Here is a 14914-nt window from a genome sequence, read left to right as displayed (position 1 = left end):
GAAGATCAGCAGTTGGACGGCGCGGGCACCCCGTAGAACCGGTCTTTGATCCAGTTCTGCGCCTCGCCGAGGCCGAGGATATCCGGAATCAGGTGTCCGGCACCCGAACCCGGCACGATGGCCGGAACCTGCGCGGCGCTCAGCTGCACGGTGGCACCCTTGCCGCACCAGTCACCGGCCAGTCCGACGGCCTGTCCGTGGGGAACGATGTCGTCGGACGTACCGGACTGAATCAGCACCGGAGCATTCGGCGTCCGCTCACCGATCTTGTTCTTGGCCAGGATCTCCTGAGCGACGGGCAGCCTGTCCAGCACCCCCGAGCGCCGCTCACCGGTCTTGGTGTACTCGTTGGTGCGGTGCAGCCCGACGTTCAGAATCGTTTCTCCCACACACTGATTCGCGACCAGGTTCAGCATGGCCTTGCCCGCGTCGTTGATGTTCTCGTCGATGATGGGCTGCAGACCGGGGTCGGAGTTGAGCAGACCGTTGAGGGTGTATCCGATGACTCCGGTGAGAATGGTGCCGTCGACCTGCTCGAGGGTCGCCTTCAGATCCGCGGGAGGTGCGCCGGCGTAGGTGCCGACGAGGTTCATCTCGGGTGCGTACTCATCGGCGAGTTCCGCTGCAGCAGCGGCTGCTCCGCCGCCCTGCGAGTAGCCGTACGCGGCCACCGGGCCGTCGGCGGAGATCTTGGTGCCCTGCAGGTTCTGTGCGGCGCGGGCCGCGTCGAGCACTGCGTGAGCTTCCGAGGCGCGGTTGACGTACGTGTGCGCACCCGGAGTACCGAGGCCCTCGTAGTCGGTGATGACCACGCCGTAGCCCTGCGAGAGCAGCGAATATGCCGCGAGCACCTCGTACTCGACCATGAAGCCGAGCGGCGGGGTGTAAGTGATGACGTTGTTGAGCATCTTCGACGGCGCGCACTGATCGCCCTGACCCTGAGTTCCCGGGGCGAGGACGACGAGCGGACGCGGGCCGGGCCCGGTCCACGCCGCGGCGGGATCGATGTAGGTTCCCGTGACGGCATTGGCCTCGCCGTTGGAATCGTTGCTGCGGTACATGATTCGGGTTGCAGCACCGGGCAGCGGGCCACCGATCCCGGGAACCGACAGCGCGAGATGCGAGGGCTCGGACCGGATCACGTCACCCGGGGAGCCTGCGGGGAGCGGGCTCGGTGGAATGTAGAAATCGGATTCGACGGTCGATCCCGTCGAGGGTGCCGCTGACACCGCGGGTGCCGTCACCCCCATGAATACTGCTGCTACCGCAACAGCCGACCCGAACACGCGCTTGCAACGCACCTGATAACCCCCAACGTCGATCACTTGACTTCAAGTGAGCGCTACCCCGTGTAGCACTTATCGTGACGCACCTTACGTGATGCGCCACACAACGCATAGGGCTAGTTCGTTCTCCTCACGATCAGCGTCGACGACGATGCATCGCCGTCTTGGCCGCATCGACCTCGTCGCTGGTGAACGGGCGCCCCGGCAGCGTCGACCGAGGAACGCCGTCGCCGCGCAGACCGTCGAGCAACACGGTGAAATAGCGTCGCCAGTTCGACGCGTCGACGGTGCTCGAGAATTCGACGCTCGCGCCGATCATGCCGAGCACCGGATAGAAGTCGTTGACGGCGACGTCGGGCCGAAGCTGACCGGATGCCAGTGCTCGTTCGACGATCTTCTCGAAGAACGGATCGATGCGCGAGCGAACCTGAGCGATCCCTCGGCAGCCCTGATCGGACCCGAGTACGACGTCTCCGAGACCGCGATCGAGTGCCATTCCCGCGCACACATCGCCGAGGAACTGCACCAACCCGTCCCACGGATCCTCGGCTTCGAGCGCCCGTTCGGCGGTCGCGAGCATGTCTTCGAGACGCTGCTCGAACACGCCGTCGATCAGTTCTTCCTTGCACGAGAACCGCCGATAGACGGTGCCGACGCCCACCTTGGCGTGCGCCGCGACGTCGTCGAGCGTGATGTCGATGCCGTGTGAGGCGAACAGTTCGCGGGCCGCGTCGACGATGCGTCGACGGTTGCGTTCGGCATCCGCCCGTAGTGGCTTCGATGCCGTTGTGTCCGCTCTCACACTCATTCGATGTCCGTTTCACCCGATAAGCGGAGGACATCCCTCCACTTAGCTGATACCTTATCTCTACAACCGGAGGGTACACCTCCGCATAGTCGAACCGAGGACACTATGACCACCCTTTCATCGGAGAACGTGGGCGACGCCACGTCGAACACCACGCCGGTCGACGAACGTTCGCATCGGAATCGTTGGCTGATTCTCGCGACGCTCGGGCTGGCTCAGCTCATGGTCGTGCTCGACGCGACCATCGTGAACATCGCACTCCCCGCCGCCCAGCTCGACCTGGGCTTCGACAACGCCGACCGCTCCTGGGTCGTCACCTCGTACGCACTCGCGTTCGGCAGCCTGCTGCTGCTCGGTGGACGACTGAGCGACCTCTTCGGACGACGCAACACCTTCCTCATCGGGCTCGTCGGTTTCGCGCTGATGTCGGCTGTGGGCGGCGCGGCCGTCAACTTCGGCATGCTGGTCGCGGCTCGCGCCGGTCAGGGCGTCTTCGGCGCTCTGCTCGCCCCCGCGGCCCTGTCCCTGTTGGCCACCACCTTCACCGATACCAAGGAACGCGCCAAGGCATTCGGCATCTTCGGTGCCATCGCCGGCGGCGGCGGCGCTCTCGGCCTGCTGCTGGGCGGCATGCTCACCGAATGGGCCAACTGGCGCTGGAGCCTGTACGTCAACCTGATCTTCGCGGCGCTCGCCTTCGTAGGCGGGTTCCTGTTCCTGGCCAAGCACAAGGTCGACGTCCGCCCCAAGCTCGACATCCCCGGCACCCTCGCCGTCTCGGCCGCACTGTTCTCGATCGTCTACGGCTTCGCTCACGCCGAGTCCGACGGCTGGGGCAACTCGGTCACCCTCGGATTCCTGACCGCCGGTGTCGTGCTGCTCGCGGTGTTCGTGACCATCCAGATGCGCGTCGAGCATCCGTTGTTGCCGTTGCGGATCGTGCTGAACCGCACTCGTGCGGGATCGTTCCTCGCTGTATTCGTCACCGGCGCAGGCATGTTCGCGGTGTTCCTGTTCCTGACGTACTACCTGCAGAACACACTGAAGTACACACCCATCACCACCGGGTTCGCGTTCATGCCGATGATCGCGTCGCTGATCCTCACCGCGACACTGTCCACGGCGCTGATCCTGCCCCGCTTCGGACCCCGCATCCTGATGACGACCGGCCTGGTCGTGGCCTCGATCGGCATGGCACTGCTGACCCAGATCGACGTCGACAGCAGCTACGTCACGCACATCCTGCCCGGCCTGGTCATCATGGGCCTCGGCCTCGGTGCCACCATGGCCCCGGCCATGCAGGGCGCGATCTCGGGCGTCGATCCTGACGACTCCGGTGTCGCATCGGCAACGGTGAACACGATGCAGCAGGTGGGCGGCTCGATCGGCACGGCGCTGCTGAGCACCGTGGCCGCCAATGCGGCGACCAGCTACGTCAGCTCGAACATGGCGACGGCCACCGACGCGGCACTGCTGCAGGCCAATGCGGAGATCGCCAGCTACACCACCACGTTCTGGTGGGCGTCGGGAATCTTCCTGCTCGGCGCGGTGCTGTCGGCCACGCTGCTCAAGAGTGGGCCACTGCCGTCGGCACCCGAAGGTGCGGTAGTAGTCGGACACTGAGCGGCTTCGCCGCATGTGAGCGGAACCTCGTAGCCTGCTACGAGGTTCCGCTCACATGCGTTCAGCCTTCGAGCAACTTTTCGGTCGCGGCCAGCAGAACGCAGGTCGCGACGCCGTCCATCGACTTCTCCAGCTCACCGAGTGACGGGAAGCTCGGGGCGAGGCGAATGTTCTTGTCTTCCGGATCTTTTCCGTACGGGAAGGCCGAGCCGGCGGCCGTCAGAGCGATTCCGGCTTCCTTGGCCAGCGCGATCGACCGCGCGGCCGTGCCCTCGAGCACGTCGAGGCTGATGAAGTAACCGCCCTTGGGTTCGGTCCACGAGGCAATCTTCGAGGCACCGAGACGGTCCTCGAGGATCTGCTGCACCAGAGCGAACTTGGGGGCCAGGATCTCGCGATGTTTGGCCATGTGGGCCCGCACACCGGCGGCATCACCGAAGAAGCGCAGGTGCCGCAGCTGGTTCAACTTGTCCGGACCGATGCTCTTCTTGCCGAAATGCTTCTGGTACCAGGCGAGGTTCTCCTCGGAACTGCCGAGGAAGCTGACCCCGGCACCGGCGAACGTGATCTTCGAGGTCGACGCGAACACGAACGGGCGGTTGGGGAACCCGGCCTCGGCGGCCATGCCCAACACGTCGTACGACGGCGCGAATTCCTCGGTCAATGGATGCACCGCGTAGGCGTTGTCCCAGAACAGTCGGAAATCGGGTGCGGCCGCAGGCATGGTGGCCAGCGCGCGAACGACGTCCTCCGAGTAGACGGCACCGGTGGGGTTCGCGTAGTTCGGCACCACCCACATGCCCTTGATCTGCGGATCCGACGCCACCAGGTTGGCGATCTCGTGCACGTCCGGGCCGTCGGGTCCCATCGGAACCGGGATCATCTCGATGCCGAAGCTCTCGGTGATCGCGAAGTGCCTGTCGTAGCCGGGCGAAGGGCAGAGGAAGCGCACGTTCGGCTCGGCCGACCAGGCGCGAGGGGAATCGGGCAGACCGTGCAGCAGCCCCCAGACCACCAGATCCTGCATGATCTCGAGGCTGGCGTTGTTGCCGGCGAGCAAGTTCTTCACCGGGATGCCGAGCAGTTCGCCGAAGATGGCACGCAGTTCCGGCAGGCCCGCGAGGCCGCCGTAGTTGCGGCAGTCGGTGCCGTTGCCGTCCTTGTAATCCGCACCCGGAAGCGTCAGCAGGTCAGCAGCCAGGTCGAGCTGCTCGGGCGACGGCTTGCCGCGAGTGAGATCGAGAGTGAGCTTCTCGGCTTTGAGCTGCGTGTACTTCGCGCTCTGCCGCTCGTGCTCGGAGGCAAGCTCCTCATGGTTCATCAGACCCAACTGGGTTTGCGCTGGCATGCGGAGCGGCCTCTCGGTGACGGGTTCCCCGGACAGTGTCGATGTCACTGAAATAAAGGGGACCCCGCGCACCCGGCAGAGCCCATTGACCCTTGCTGCCTTCCGGCCCTGGGGGAGTTCACAGGATGCGCGCCGCGCGGGATCCGTTAGGAAGTGTAGCCGCCTCCCGTCCGACATCACATCACCACCCTTCGCGCCTCCCGATTTGGGAGATGGTGGGGGTAACCGGGTAAGCTCCCCCACGGAGGATTCGCCTAGTGGCCTATGGCGCTCGCCTGGAACGCGGGTTGGGTTAACGCCCTCAGGGGTTCAAATCCCCTATCCTCCGCCAAAGAAGCCCCCGTGACATGTCACGGGGGCTTCTTTCTGTTCAAGGCGAGGTGGTTCACCCGCCCGCTCTGTCGTCCGGTGAGGTTCGTGCCCATCCAACTCCGGATCAATGGGCGTTCGAGTCCGTCTGAGTGCAAGAAAGCCACATTCATCCGGTGGCGGGCGACGACCCGATCCGAATGAATGCGACTTTGTTGCTATCTGAGCGACTGGAACCCACATTGATCCCAGAGTGGGGGCGCGAAGCGTGCGGGGCCGAACTAGCGAGCCGACCAACCACCGTCCATGGTGTACGACGCTCCAGTGACCATGCCGGCGTTTTCGGAGGTCAACCAGCCCACCAGTGAGGCGACTTCGGCCGGTTCGACGAGACGTTTGATGGCCGCCTCGGTCAGCAGAACTTTTTCGAGTACCTCGTTCTCGGGGATACCGTGCGCCTTGGCCTGGTCTGCGATCTGTGTTTCCACCAGCGGCGTTCGGACGTATCCCGGGTTGACGCAGTTGCTCGTCACACCGTGGGCGGCACCTTCGAGGGCCGTCACTTTCGACAGTCCTTCGAGTGCATGTTTGGCGGTGACGTAGGCGACCTTGAATTCCGAGGCACGCAGTCCGTGCACCGAGGACAGGTTCACCACCCGACCGAAGCCGCGAGAGTACATGTGCGGCAACGCAGCTCGAACCAACAGGAACGGTGCCTCCACCATCAGCGTCTGGATTCTGCGGAATGCGCCCGGGTCGAAGTCGACGATCGGTGCGACGGTTTGGATACCCGCATTGTTGACGAGGATGTCGACGTCCAGCCGGAGGTCGTCCAACGCGGTGGTGTCGAGCAGATCCACCGACCAGACGTCTCCGCCGATCTCCGACGCCAATTCCTTTGCAGCGACGTCGTTCACATCGGCGACGGTGACGCGGGCACCGCGCCCGGCGAGCTCGCGTGCACACGCGGCCCCGATGCCGGACGCTCCCCCGGTGACGAGGGCGGAGCGTCCGTTCAGGTCGTTCATCGCTGTGCAGTCTTGTCGAGCAGGCCGGCCTTCGCCAGCTCGGCCTCAGTGGCCAGGTTCTTGGCGTCGGCGATGTCGATACTTTCGAGCGCCAGTCCCTTGGTCTCCCGAGCGACGACGACGGCCACGACGGTGATCGCGCAGGCCACGGCCAAGTACACCGCGATCGGGACGGACGAGCCGTAGACGTCGAGCAGCTTGACCGCGATGATCGGGGCCAGCGAACCGGCGACGATCGAGGTGACCTGGTAGCCGAGGGACACACCGGAGTACCGCATCCGCGTCGGGAACATCTCGGCCATGATGGCCGGCTGCGTGGCGTACATGAAGGCGTGGAACATCAGGCCGATGATGATGGCCAGCATGATGACGACGTTGTGGCCGCTGTTCATCATCGGGAAGGCGAAGAAGCCCCACGTTGCCGCGGTGACGGCTCCGGCGAAGTAGACCGGGCGACGTCCGACGCGGTCGGCGAGCTTGCCCACCAACGGAATCGTGCAGAAGTGGATCGCGTGGGCGATGAGCATCCACCACAGGATCGTGGAGGTGTCGGTACCCACCTCGACCGACAGGTACGTGATGGAGAAGGTGACGACGAGGTAGTACATGACGTTCTCACCGAAGCGCAGTCCCATCGCGGTGAACACGCCACGCGGGTAACGCTTCACGACCTCGAAGACGCCGTACGACGCGGCCTTGATGACCTCGGCCTGCTTGTGTGCCTCGAGGAAGATCGGGGCGTCGGAGACCTTGGTGCGGATGTAGTAGCCGACAAAGACGATGACGGCGGAGAGCCAGAACGCGACGCGCCAGCCCCAGCTGAGGAAGGCCTCGTCGGACAGGGTGGTGGTCAGAACGAGGAGCGCGACGGTGGCGAGCAGGTTACCTGCGGGGACGCCTGCCTGCGGCCAGCTGGCCCAGAATCCGCGGGACTTGTTCGGGCTGTGTTCTGCGACGAGGAGAACCGCGCCGCCCCATTCGCCGCCGACGGCGAAGCCTTGGATGAATCGCAGGGTCACCAGCAGTCCCGGCGCCCAGTAGCCGATGGCCTCGAAGGTCGGCAGGCAGCCCATGAGGAACGTGGCTCCGCCGACGAGGACGAGGCTGAACTGCAGCAACTTCTTTCGGCCGTACTTGTCGCCGTAGTGACCGAAGACGATGCCGCCCAACGGACGTGCGACGAATCCGACGGCGTAGGTGACGAAGGCCGCGAGGATCGCGTCGAGCTCACTGGTTCCGGCAGCGAAGAAGATCTTGCTGAACACCAGCGTTGCGGCGGTGCCGTAGAGGAAGAACTCGTACCACTCGACGATGGTGCCTGCCATCGACGCCCCGACGACCTTCTTCAGGCCTGTGGGCGTGGCATCGGGATCCGGTTCTGGTCGTTCTGTCAGCGGCTGATCGACGCTCATGTTTTCTCCTGTGTTACTCAGCACGTCACGTTCATGCATGTGATGGACCACACAACTGCGGGTTGCTCTGAGTATTGGTGCAGATGTTTGTGGGCGCAAGAGCCATGAACGCAGGTCGGATCTGCAAAACTGCACACATGACACTTGGCGGCGCGAAGATCCCCAGTGCAGACGACCTGCTGGTGCTGCTCGCTGTCAGTCGCACCGGTCGCTACAGCTCCGCCGCCGACGACCTTGGCATCAACCACACGACCATTTCCCGACGCATCGCCGCACTCGAGGACACGCTCGGCGGTCGGGTCCTCACCCGTGGTGCCGGTGGCTGGGAGCTGACGCAGCTGGGCCGCGGGGCGCTGGCCGCTGCGGAGGCCGTCGAGGATGCGCTGCGCACCCTCGTCTCGAGCGATGTCGGCGCGTTGGAAGGCGTCGTGCGCATTTCGGCGACCGACGGATTCAGCGCCTACATCGCGGCTCCGGCCGCGGCGCGGGTGCAGCGCGCTCATCCGCGCGTGTCCGTGGAAATCGTGGCGGTCACCAGGCGCGCGTCGCAGCAACGATCGGGCCTGGACATCGAGATCGTCGTCGGGCAACCGCAAGTGCATCGCGCCGAGGCCATCCGGCTCGGGGACTATCTACTCGGCCTCTATGCCTCCGAGGACTATCTGCACGAGCACGGAACGCCCCAGGTGCCGGCCGATCTCTCCGCACACCCGTTCATCTATTTCATCGACTCGATGCTGCACGTCGACGATCTCGATCTGGCCCCCAACTTCACCCCGACGATGCGCGAATCGGTCACCTCCACCAACGTCTTCGTCCACGTCGAGGCCACCCGCGCATCCGCGGGCATCGGGCTGTTGCCGTGCTTCATGGCCGATCGCCACCCCGACCTACGACGAGTCCTGCCCGACGCCATCGCGGTGAAACTGACCTACTGGCTCGTCACCCGTACCGAAACACTGCGACGGCCGGAGGTGTCGGCGGTGGTCGACGCGATCCGCGCCGTCGTCACCGAACAACGTTCGGCACTGTTGGGTGAACACTGAATACCTACGCCCCATAAGGAGACCCCCCGATGACAGATATCGAGTTCTATTTCGATCCGGTGTGCCCGTTCGCCTGGATGACCAGCAAATGGGTTCGCAAGGTTCAGGCCCAGCGCGACTACACCGTCGACTGGCGTTTCATCTCGCTGCGACTGCTCAACTCGCACATCGACTACGACGCCCACTTCCCGCCCGAGTACGAGGCCGGCCACACCGCAGGTCTACGAGTGCTGCGGGCTGCTGCCGATATTCGTCGTGAGCACGGGTCGGACGCTGTCGGGCCTCTGTACGAGGCCCTCGGCAAGCACATCTTCGACACCGAGGTGGTGCCCGACGACGCTACGAGCCACGGCCATCGCGGCACCGCAGAATTCCTGGGGCCGATCCTCGAAGAACTCGGGCTGCCCACCCATCACACTGCAGCACTGGATGATTCGTCTCTCGACGAGGAGATCCAGGCCGAAACCGATCACGCCCTCTCACTCACCGGCAAGGACGTCGGCACGCCCATCATTGCCTTCGAGCCGCCGGACGGCGTCGCGTTCTTCGGGCCGGTGATCAGCAGACTGCCCAGCGACGAGGAGGCAGTGCCGCTGTGGGACAACGTGATCGCACTCGCTCGCTTCCCCGGCTTCGCCGAGATGAAGCGCAGTCTGCGTGAGCTCCCCCAACTGAAGGCCCTCGGGGTCCAGGAAGACGAAGCAGGTGTACAGCAGGACTGGCACGGAGGTAGCCGACGCCAGAAGAAGTGAGCTTCTCGGCCGTATCAGCCGCCCAAGACGTCGTCCATGCTGCCGACTTCCGGGCGTCCCGCGTCGAGGCCGTAACGCAGGTACACGGTGCCTTTACCGTCGACGGCCGGTGGCCCGAGCAACGTCAGGTTGCTGGGCACGGTGCCGTCGGCGAACACTCTCTTTCCCACTCCGAGAAGGATGGGATGCACCCACAGATCGAGTCGATCGAAAAGCCTCTCGCGCAACAGGGTCTGCACCAGATCGAGGCTTCCGACGACCTTGATGTTGTCGTGCCGATCTCGGATCTCACGCACCGCATCCACCAGATTCGGTCCGAGTTGGGTCGAACCGTCCCACCGCAGATCGGGTGTGCCGCGCGAGGCCACGTATTGCGGTATGGCGTTGAACAGCGTTGCGAACGAGCCTTTTTGGTTCGGCCAGTAGGCGGCGAAGATGTCGTAGGTGCGTCGGCCGAGCAAGAGCGCATCCGTGCCCTCGTATGCAGCGTCGACTTGCGCCCCGGAGACCTCATCGAGCAGAGGAGCCTGCCAACCACCGAAGGGGAAGTTCTCGGGATCTTCCTCGGGGCTTCCTGGTGATTGTGCGACGAGGTCGAGGGTGGCGAACAACTCCAACGTGATGAGGCCCATGATTGCTCCTGGTTCTGTAGGACGGAATCTTCTTCAGCTCAATACTTTTCGTAGTGTCTCGGCAAATTCGGTCGGTTTTCCGGTCTGACCGAATTCGCCGCCGAGGAATCCCGAGTGGCCGCCGGGAAAGACGATCGGCTCCGATCCGAGGAGCGCTGCAGTCGAATACGCTGCGCGAGCCGCGGTGTGACCGTCCTCGGGACCGCCGGATTCTTCGCCCACTCCGATCACCACTGTGGTGGGAGCAGCACGCAATGCATCGACATCCGGCGCGAAATCGACGCCTCCCCCACGCATGTTGGACATCAGGGCATCGTCGCGGGTTCCGTCGTCCTCGGTCGGGAGGCCGAACTGCGCCGGGTCCGGTGCCGGGCGAGCGAAGAACGCGTCGTCGATGGGGCCTGCGTGCATGAGCAGCGACATGAATTCGGCCATGGCCGGGCCGCGGCCGTGAGCGTCGTACGTGGCCACCATGTGTGCGCACACTGTCGCGATGTTCTCGCGGTCCGGCAGAGTGCCTCCGGCGGGCGGTTCGTGGGCAACCAACGTCCGAACGTCGGACGTGTATCTGCTCACGAGCACCAGCGCATTGACCGCGCCCCCGCTGGAGGCGAAGACATCGACCGGACCGTGGCCGACGGCGGTGAGCACTGCATGCAGATCGTCGGCATGTTCGCCGACGGTGACCGCCGCGGTCGCGTCGTCTCGTCGACTACGTCCGACATTTCTCGGGTCGTACGTGACGACCACCCGATCGCCGAAGTGCGATGCCAACGTACCGAACCCGCTCGCATCCATCGGTGAGCCGATGAGCACCAAGGGCGTTACCCCGGGCTCGAGCTCGCCGATCACGTCGTAGGTCAGGGTCGCACCGGGAACGGAAACGGTCTGTGTAGTCATGATCGGTTGGACCTCGGCGCGAGCAAAAACTCACCGGTCGTCACGCAGGCGCGCGTCGGTGACGAACTCGGCGCTGCTGGGCGAGATACAACAGTCCCGACGCGAACCTGGATGTGGCCGCCGCGGACGGCGCGAGTCGACAGATCACGCAGCAGTGGCGTCATCGCCGTCCACGGATGAGCCTCGATGTCCGCGCCTCCGAGTCGGCACGCCAGCTTCGCCAGCGGGGTCCAGGCAGCCGCCCGTCCGACGGGCCGCTGCATATCGACGACGGCCACGACGCCGCCCTCGCGAGTGTGCGCGATCATCGAGTCGAGAGCCGCCTGCCACGGCGTCATCAGCGACAGCGCGTAGGTACTCAGCGCAGCATCGAACTGAGCCTCGCCCAGATCCGCGCTGGTGAGGGCGGTGGCGTCGGCGGCGACCAGCGTGATGTTGTCCCAGCCTGCTCGGTCGGCTCGCCGCCTGGCCTGTTCGAGCATCTGTGAACTGGCGTCGACTCCGGTGATCGAGCCGGTCGGCCCGATCATCCGCTGCAACCCGGCGAAGTTCAGTCCCGTCCCGCAGCCGAGGTCCAGAACATGGCTGCCTGCAGGCAGATTCAGCAGCTCGAATGCTGCCTCCCGACCGGCTCGATACACCGGCCATTCGAAAGAAATCACGTCGTACAGGCGGGCCGACATCGTGTACTTCGTCGGTCGTCTCATGTCGGGTCTCTCCAGGGCGCGGGCATAGTGGGAAGTATGGGAATCCGTCGTTCGTCTTCGAGTGTGCCCGAGAACCGCGCCGACGTGGTTGTGGTGGGCGGCGGCACCGCCGGCATCGTGGCGGCGAAGACCGCGGCGGGCTTCGGCGTTCGCGTCGTGCTGATCGAGCGGGAGCGGACCGGAGGCGACTGCCTGTGGACCGGATGCGTTCCGTCCAAAGCGCTCCTCGCGGCGGCCTCGGTGGCACAGACGGTTCGATCCGCGTCCCGCTTCGGCATCGTCACCCAGCCACCGATCGTGGATTTCGCGCGCGTGATGCAGCACGTGCACGGCTCGATCGCCGAGATCGCGCCGATCGATTCACCGGAGGCACTCGCCGAAGCGGAAGTCCACGTGATCAGCGGTGACGCCATCTTCGCGGGTCCGAACACAGTGAAAGTCGGTGCCCAGGTACTGCATTTCGGTCAGGCGATCGTGACCACCGGCGCGCATCCCACGGTGCCGGCGATCGACGGCATCGAGAATGTGGACTACCTGACCAGCGACACCCTGTGGGATCTGAAGGACTTGCCGCAGCGACTGCTGATCGTCGGAGCCGGTTCGGTAGGTTGCGAAATGGCGCAGGCATTCTCGCGTCTGGGATCGGACATCACCCTCGTCGGACGGTCGGCCACGATCCTGCCGCGCGAGCACCCTGAGGCCTCGTCGATCCTGACGCAGGCATTGACCGACGAGGGCGTGCGCGTGCTGACCTCGACGTCCGTCGTGCGCATCGCCGACGGCTCGGCCGTGACCGATACGGGTGTCGAGATTCAATTCGATCGAGTGCTCATCGCCACCGGACGGACTCCGCGAACCGCGTCGCTCGGCTTGGACACGGCCGGTGTGGAATTGGACGACGACGGATTCGTTCAGGTCGACGAGCATCTGCGGACCACCAACCCCCGCATCTGGGCGGCCGGAGATCTCACCGGACATCCGCAGTTCACGCACACTGCCGGTGTGCACGGCAGTCTGGCCGCGAGCAATGCGGCACTCGGTCTGAACCGAAAAGTGAGTACGACGGGAACTCCCCGGGTGACGTTCACCGATCCCGAGATCGCCTCGGCCGGAATCGATGTGCGGACCGCTTGCAGTCGCGGACTACGGCTGCAGACTTTGGACCACCATCACGTCGACAGAGCCGTCACCGAGAAAGCGACGAACGGATCGACGACGCTGGTGCTCGATGCCAAGCGTCGCATCGTCGGGGCCTGTGTGGTGGGACCGAGAGCGGGCGAGACGATCGGGGAGCTGATCATCGCCATCGAGCAGGGGCTGCGTACCCGCGACCTCGCTGGGGCCACCCATCCGTATCCGACGTACAACGACGGGCCGTGGAACGCGGCGATAGCGGACGTGAAGGCGCAGTTGGGTTCTCCGGTGATTTCTCGGGCAGTTGGGGCCTTGGCCAAAGGCAGGAGCCTGTGGATCAGGAGAGGGCGCGATACCCGGCGATGATCCGCTGACCGGAGCTCACCGCGACCATCGCCGCCCAGACCACCGCGATCTGCCACGAGATACCAGGCAGCAGTAGCCAGAGACTGTGCACCGCAATGGTTTCGGCACCCTCGGCCAAGCCGCCGAGGAACGACAGCGATCGGCCGTCGTCGATGGTACGGCCGTTGCGTTCGGCGATCGAGGAGAACGCCAAGAACGCGGTGCCGTTGATGTAGTACGCCAACAGCACCAGCAGGAACGGCCACCACGGGGCGTCGTATCCGGCCGAGGCACCGACCGCGACGCCCACCACCGTCGTGCCGTAGACCACGAAATCGGCGGTGATGTCGAAGAATCCGCCGGCACCGCCCGTATTGGAACGCCTACGCGCCAGAGGCCCGTCCAGGCCGTCGGCGATGCGGGAGACGATCCACAACACCAAGGCGAGCAGCCAGAACTGCAGGCCGGCTGCCAGTGCACTACCGAGGCCAAGCACCAGCCCGGCGGCGGTGATCCGGTCGGGTGTGATCGCGGGGCGGTCGAGGGCGCGGGCACAGCGATCGAGCGGGCTTTCGAGGTGGCGACGCAGGAAGCTGTCGATCATTCGGCAGCGCCGGTGAGTCCCAGACGGCGTGCCAACAGCGCCGAACCGGCCGCGATAGCCAGCACCGCGAGCAATGCGATGGCGAACGGCCACGAGAGTGGAGACGTTCCGTAGGCCCCGAGGGCGGTGTAGGCGACGGTCGCGGGCACGATGCCGACCATCGTCCCCACCACGTAATCACGCTGACCCACCGCGCTGACTCCGGCCGCGTAGTTGACCAAGGAGAACGGCAGCGGCACCAGTCGCACGAGCAGCACCGACAGCAATCCGCGCCGTCCGAGCATGGCGTCGAGCCGGCGGAGCCTGTCCCATTCGGTGCGGGCCACCTGGCCGCGTCCCAGGGCCCGAGCTCCCCAGTACCCGAGATACGCCCCCATCGTGGCGGCGAACACCACGACGGTTGCGCCCACCGCCAACCCGAACAGCAGTCCCGACGCGATGGTCAACGTGCTGGCGGGGAACGGAGTGGCCGACAGGACGGCATAGAGCACCACGAACAGCGCGATGCCCCACGGCCCGGCCGACGCCACTCGGTCACGGATGAACGACGGATCGGGTAGGTCGACGGTGCCGAGCACGATCACCAGAGCGATGACGACCACGGCAGCCGCGAGCAATTTCAGGGTCGTGCCACGGCGACTACGCGTCGGGCGGTCCTGCGTCACGGTATGTGCCTCTCGTCCGGCGGTCAGGATCCATTGTGCACAAGACCCGTGTGCCCGCGTGTTCAGCGGTTGTCTCATTCGACCGATTACGGTGGTGAGGGCAGCGTCGTCGACGGCTGCTTCGGTTGATCTGGAGGGCCCACGGTGATTCGTTCAGTACGGTGCGCAGTGACGATTGCGGCGAGCGCAGGGCTGCTGCTGACCTCCTGCGCTGCGCCGGATTCGGAAGCTCCGATTGCCGAGGAGCAGTCGTGGAGCCAGATCGAACAGCAGGCACAGGGGCAGACCGTGTCGCTGTGGATGTACGGCGGCGAC

General features: G+C 65.1%; 14 protein-coding genes, 1 tRNA gene and 1 other RNA gene. 5 read left to right on the top strand and 11 right to left on the bottom strand.

Annotated elements, in window-relative coordinates; genetic code table 11:
• Positions 1-5: 5 nt before the first annotated feature.
• Both A2J02_RS12335 and A2J02_RS12330 read right to left on the bottom strand, forming a co-directional pair.
• Entirely contained in the window at positions 6-1250 is a 1245-nt protein-coding gene (locus A2J02_RS12335; protein WP_068050460.1) for a lipase family protein, read from the bottom strand.
• Between the two features lie 172 nt (positions 1251-1422).
• Positions 1423-2094 (bottom strand): TetR/AcrR family transcriptional regulator, encoded by a 672-nt coding sequence (locus A2J02_RS12330; protein WP_068050447.1) that lies wholly within the window; start codon positions 2092-2094, stop codon positions 1423-1425.
• Between the two features lie 105 nt (positions 2095-2199).
• On the opposite strand from A2J02_RS12330, the gene A2J02_RS12325 reads away from it, so the two are divergent.
• The gene (locus tag A2J02_RS12325; RefSeq protein WP_068050446.1) at positions 2200-3717 is read left to right on the top strand and encodes an MFS transporter; all 1518 of its coding nucleotides are present in this window, start codon (positions 2200-2202) and stop codon (positions 3715-3717) included.
• Positions 3718-3778: 61 nt separating this feature from the next.
• Here the strand turns inward: A2J02_RS12325 and A2J02_RS12320 are convergent, their stop codons facing one another.
• Together A2J02_RS12320 and ffs are read right to left on the bottom strand one after the other, a co-directional pair.
• Positions 3779-5065 (bottom strand): aminotransferase class I/II-fold pyridoxal phosphate-dependent enzyme, encoded by a 1287-nt coding sequence (locus A2J02_RS12320; RefSeq protein WP_068050459.1) that lies wholly within the window; start codon positions 5063-5065, stop codon positions 3779-3781.
• A 53-nt stretch (positions 5066-5118) separates the two neighbouring features.
• Positions 5119-5213: signal recognition particle sRNA small type (gene ffs, locus A2J02_RS12315), an RNA gene on the bottom strand.
• Between the two features lie 95 nt (positions 5214-5308).
• On the opposite strand from ffs, the gene A2J02_RS12310 reads away from it, so the two are divergent.
• Positions 5309-5396: transfer RNA gene (locus A2J02_RS12310), tRNA-Ser, on the top strand.
• Positions 5397-5655: 259 nt separating this feature from the next.
• On the opposite strand, the gene A2J02_RS12305 is transcribed toward A2J02_RS12310, so the two are convergent.
• The gene (locus A2J02_RS12305) at positions 5656-6402 is read right to left on the bottom strand and encodes a 3-hydroxybutyrate dehydrogenase (RefSeq protein WP_068050445.1); all 747 of its coding nucleotides are present in this window, start codon (positions 6400-6402) and stop codon (positions 5656-5658) included.
• Positions 6399-7814, bottom strand: a complete 1416-nt coding sequence (locus A2J02_RS12300) for an MFS transporter (RefSeq protein WP_068050444.1) — start codon at positions 7812-7814, stop codon at positions 6399-6401. The genes A2J02_RS12305 and A2J02_RS12300 overlap by 4 nt, the downstream gene beginning before the upstream one ends.
• A gap of 137 nt (positions 7815-7951) precedes the next feature.
• Between A2J02_RS12300 and A2J02_RS12295 the strand changes: the two genes are divergently transcribed.
• Positions 7952-8860 carry a LysR family transcriptional regulator gene (locus A2J02_RS12295; protein WP_094687615.1) on the top strand — a complete coding sequence of 303 codons (909 nt, stop codon included), beginning with the start codon at positions 7952-7954 and terminating at the stop codon, positions 8858-8860.
• Between the two features lie 29 nt (positions 8861-8889).
• Positions 8890-9612, top strand: a complete 723-nt coding sequence (locus A2J02_RS12290; RefSeq protein WP_068050442.1) for a mycothiol-dependent nitroreductase Rv2466c family protein — start codon at positions 8890-8892, stop codon at positions 9610-9612.
• A gap of 14 nt (positions 9613-9626) precedes the next feature.
• Here the strand turns inward: A2J02_RS12290 and A2J02_RS12285 are convergent, their stop codons facing one another.
• From A2J02_RS12285 to A2J02_RS12275, 3 genes are read right to left on the bottom strand one after another with little or no spacing between them, the layout of a single operon-like run.
• Positions 9627-10244 (bottom strand): dihydrofolate reductase family protein, encoded by a 618-nt coding sequence (locus tag A2J02_RS12285; RefSeq protein ID WP_068050441.1) that lies wholly within the window; start codon positions 10242-10244, stop codon positions 9627-9629.
• 33 nt (positions 10245-10277) lie between these two features.
• Complete coding sequence (locus tag A2J02_RS12280; protein ID WP_068050440.1) at positions 10278-11144, bottom strand: alpha/beta fold hydrolase; 867 nt, start codon at positions 11142-11144, stop codon at positions 10278-10280.
• The gene (locus tag A2J02_RS12275; RefSeq protein ID WP_082898860.1) at positions 11141-11851 is read right to left on the bottom strand and encodes a class I SAM-dependent methyltransferase; all 711 of its coding nucleotides are present in this window, start codon (positions 11849-11851) and stop codon (positions 11141-11143) included. The genes A2J02_RS12280 and A2J02_RS12275 overlap by 4 nt, the downstream gene beginning before the upstream one ends.
• Before the next feature lie 36 nt (positions 11852-11887).
• Here A2J02_RS12275 and A2J02_RS12270 point away from each other — a divergent pair, with 36 nt between their 5' ends.
• On the top strand, positions 11888-13351 hold the full coding sequence (locus A2J02_RS12270) for a dihydrolipoyl dehydrogenase family protein (protein WP_068050439.1): 1464 nt from the start codon (positions 11888-11890) through the stop codon (positions 13349-13351).
• Here the strand turns inward: A2J02_RS12270 and A2J02_RS12265 are convergent.
• Both A2J02_RS12265 and A2J02_RS12260 read right to left on the bottom strand, forming a co-directional pair.
• Positions 13323-13934 carry a CDP-alcohol phosphatidyltransferase family protein gene (locus A2J02_RS12265; RefSeq protein ID WP_068050438.1) on the bottom strand — a complete coding sequence of 204 codons (612 nt, stop codon included), beginning with the start codon at positions 13932-13934 and terminating at the stop codon, positions 13323-13325. The two genes, A2J02_RS12270 and A2J02_RS12265, sit on opposite strands and share 29 nt — an antisense overlap.
• The gene (locus tag A2J02_RS12260; RefSeq protein WP_231893872.1) at positions 13931-14599 is read right to left on the bottom strand and encodes a TVP38/TMEM64 family protein; all 669 of its coding nucleotides are present in this window, start codon (positions 14597-14599) and stop codon (positions 13931-13933) included. Before A2J02_RS12260 ends, A2J02_RS12265 begins: the two co-directional genes overlap by 4 nt.
• Positions 14600-14914 lie beyond the last annotated feature (315 nt).

It is taken from the genome of Rhodococcus sp. EPR-147 (genome assembly GCF_001647185.1).
Classification (GTDB): domain Bacteria; phylum Actinomycetota; class Actinomycetes; order Mycobacteriales; family Mycobacteriaceae; genus Rhodococcoides.
Note: the sequence above shows the minus strand (reverse complement) of the source record. Positions and strands in the feature narration are given on the sequence as shown.